Raw genomic sequence first — 2674 nt, forward strand, 5'->3', positions numbered from 1 at the left:
ATCTTCTCCACCATCTTTTTTTTGCGCTGTCCCCCCGCAATTAAATTGTTTGATAATTGCGGTCGCGGTTTGCTATAGGTAGCCTATGTTGAAACCTGAACTTTCGCCATTTCAATGGCAAGACCCATTTTTGTTGGACGCTAGCCTGAACGAGGAAGAAACCCTGACCCGTGATTCGGCGCGGCAATTTGCATCGGAAAAATTATTGCCGATAGTCAGCGATTGGTATTTGAACGAAAAAACCGACCCGGCGATTTATCAAGAATTTGGCAAGGCCGGGTTGTTGGGCGTAACATTGTCGCCCGATTTGGGCGGCATCGGCGCCAGTTACACCAGTTACGGGTTGATAGCGCGCGAAATGGAACGGGTTGATTCGGGTTTTCGGTCGATGTTGTCGGTGCAATCGTCTTTGGTGATTTTCCCCATTTCGGCCTATGGCTCGGCCGAACAACAGCAAAAATACTTACCCGATCTATTGGCCGGCAAAAAAATTGGTTGCTTTGGTTTGACCGAACCCACCGCCGGTTCCGACCCGGGCGGCATGAAAACCCGCGCCGAACCAACCACGCAAAATGGTAAGAAAGGTTATTTGCTGAACGGCAGTAAAACATGGATAACCAACAGCCCATTTGCCGATGTGTTGATTGTTTGGGCAAAATCGGCGGCGCACGACGGCCAGATAAAAGGTTTCATTTTGGAAAAGGGCATGGCCGGATTAAATTGCCCAAAGATTGAGGGGAAGTTGTCGCTTCGCACGTCGGTCACCGGTGAAATTCATTTGAGCGATGTTTTCGTGGCGGCGGAAAATATCATGCCCAATGTCGCGGGGTTAAAGGGGCCGTTTGGTTGCCTGAACCGGGCGCGGTTTGGCATTGCGTTCGGCGTGATTGGCGCGGGCGAGGATTGTTGGCACCGCGCGCGCGATTACGCCATGACGCGCCAACAATTTAATAAACCGCTGGCGCAATTTCAATTGGTGCAATTAAAATTGGCGCAGATGCAAACCGAAATAACCTTGGGGTTTAACGCCGCGTTGCGCGTCGCGCGGATGATGGATGATGGCACGGCGTCGCCCGAAACCATTTCGCTTATCAAACGAAACAATTGCATGAAGATGTTGGACATTGCCCGCATGGCGCGCGACATTCACGGTGGCAATGGGATACAGGCGGCTTACCACGTGATGCGCCACGGCCAAAATTTGGAAACGGTAAATACGTATGAGGGCACGCACGATGTGCATGCCCTGATATTGGGGCGGGCGCAAACCGGCCTGCAGGCGTTTTTTTAAACCCCGATATTTGCGTGGCTCCGACAGGTAAAAAAAATGGCGAAAGAAAAACCGCTCGCTGGTATCAAGGTGTTGGAATTGGCGCGTATTTTGGCCGGGCCATTTTTGGGCCAGGTGTTGGCCGATTTGGGGGCGGAGGTGGTGAAAATTGAATCATGCAATGATGCCGGCGCGGGCAACATGGGCGGCGACGACACCCGAAGTTGGGGGCCGCCGTTCGTTGGCGACGGCACGGGGGATGAAAAAACCGCGGCCTATTTCCATGCATGCAATCGCGGGAAAATATCCCTGCTGGCCGATTTTAATAATGCCGATGATTTATCGCGGGTGCAAAAACTTGCTGGCCGCGCCGACGTGGTGATAGAAAATTTTAAGGTCGGCGGTTTGAAAAAATTCGCGTTGGATTACGCGTCGATAAAAAAAAATAACCCGAGCGTGATTTATTGTTCGATAACCGGTTTTGGCCAAACCGGCCCATATGCCGCGCGGGCGGGTTACGATTATATTGTGCAGGGCATGTCGGGGTTTATGGATATCACCGGTGCGCCGGGCGGCGAACCGCAAAAAATTGGCGTTGCATTGGCCGATATTATCACCGCCCTTTATGGTGCGACGGCGGTTACCACCGCCCTTTACCATCGCGAAAAAACCGGCGGCAAAAAAAATGGTCGGGGGCAACATATCGACATGGCGTTGTTCGACGCCATGGTTGGGGTGTTGGCGAACCAGGCGTCGAATTATTTTGCGTCTGGGATTGTGCCAACGCGGTTGGGCAATGTGCACCCGAACATTGCGCCGTATCAAGTTTTTTATTCGGCCGCGGGGCGGCCGTTTAACAATGATGTTAAGAATAAACTTCCGTTTATTCTGGCATGCGGCAACGACGCGCAATTTGAAAAATTAATGGCGATGTTGGGGTTGGCGGTGGCGGCGGAATTTAAAACCAATGAATTGCGGGTGAAAAACCGCGAGCAATTGGTGGCGATATTGGCGGAAAAATTTGCCGCGTTTCAACGCGACGATTTGTTAAAAAAATTGGAAAACATCGGCGTGCCGGCCGGGCCGATAAACACCGTGGCCGAGGCCTTGGCCGACCCGCAAATTATCGCCCGCGCCATGCAATTGAATTTACCCCTTGGGGCTGTGGGCGGCGGGGTGGGTGAGGCGGGTGGTTCGGGTTCGGGCGGTGGTGCGGGTGATAAGGTTGCGGCGGGTGATAAGGGTGCGGGTGGTTCGGGTTCGGGTGGTGCGGGTGGTGGTGCGGCGGGTGGCGCGGCCGAGACGATGGGTTACCTGCGCACGCCGATAATTTTCAGCGACCTTGACCTTTCCCTCAACCGCGCCGCCCCGCCATTAGACAAAAAAAACAAGGAGCAGAATTGG

Annotated in this window: 2 protein-coding genes; both read left to right on the plus strand. The window is 53.4% G+C overall.

What is annotated here, in order from left to right; genetic code table 11:
* The first annotated feature begins 85 nt into the window (after positions 1 to 85).
* Positions 86 to 1291: an acyl-CoA dehydrogenase gene (locus tag QM529_07680; GenBank protein ID MDI9314534.1), complete on the plus strand. Its 1206-nt coding sequence runs from the start codon at positions 86 to 88 to the stop codon at positions 1289 to 1291.
* A gap of 36 nt (positions 1292 to 1327) precedes the next feature.
* Positions 1328 to 2674 (plus strand): CaiB/BaiF CoA-transferase family protein (locus QM529_07685; protein MDI9314535.1); only part of this gene is annotated, 1347 nt, incomplete at its 3' end.

The organism is Hydrotalea sp., from assembly GCA_030054115.1.
Taxonomy (GTDB): Bacteria; Pseudomonadota; Alphaproteobacteria; order JASGCL01; family JASGCL01; genus JASGCL01.

What these genes read in the sequence shown, in the direction of transcription:
- QM529_07680 (MDI9314534.1), top strand. Translation starts at nt 86, where the DNA reads ATGTTGAAACCTGAACTTTCGCCATTTCAATGGCAAGACCCATTTTTG.